Below are 465 nucleotides of genomic sequence, written 5' to 3'. Positions count from 1 at the left end.
GTTATAAACTAATTGTTGTAAACAAAAACGTTACAACAAAACAAGTGAGGTAAACAATATGAAAATCGCCATTATTGCAGCAAAGGGTCAAGCAGGTCAAGCAGGTCAAGCAATTGCCAAAGAAGCAGTAGAACGTGGTCATCAGGTGACAGCCATTGTCCGCTCTGAAAACAAGAGTGCAGCCCAAGAAGTCATCCAAAAAGATGCTTTTGCACTTAGCAAGGAAGACTTGGCGGACTTTGATGTGGTTGTCAACGCCTTTGGTGCTTGGACTCCAGAAACGCTACCAGATCACAGCCGTCTAGCAAGCCATTTGACAGACTTGCTTGCAGGCGCATCCACTCGCCTCTTGATTGTAGGTGGTGCAGGTAGCCTCTACCTAGACCAGAGCCAGACAAGCATGCTCAAGGATGCCCCAGACTTCCCAGCGGACTATCTACCAGTCGCAGAGGCTATGGGCGCGGG

Annotated in this window: 1 protein-coding gene; it reads left to right on the top strand. The window is 48.6% G+C overall.

The annotated features are described in order from the left end of the window. Window positions 1–58 precede the first annotated feature (58 nt). A partial coding sequence (locus GVK91_RS27190) for an NAD(P)-dependent oxidoreductase (RefSeq protein ID WP_159732762.1) occupies window positions 59–465 on the top strand: 407 nt, incomplete at its 3' end.

The organism is Sphingobacterium sp. 18053, from assembly GCF_902706145.1.
GTDB classification, from domain to species: Bacteria; Bacteroidota; Bacteroidia; order Sphingobacteriales; family Sphingobacteriaceae; genus Sphingobacterium; species Sphingobacterium paramultivorum.
Note: the sequence above shows the minus strand (reverse complement) of the source record. Positions and strands in the feature narration are given on the sequence as shown.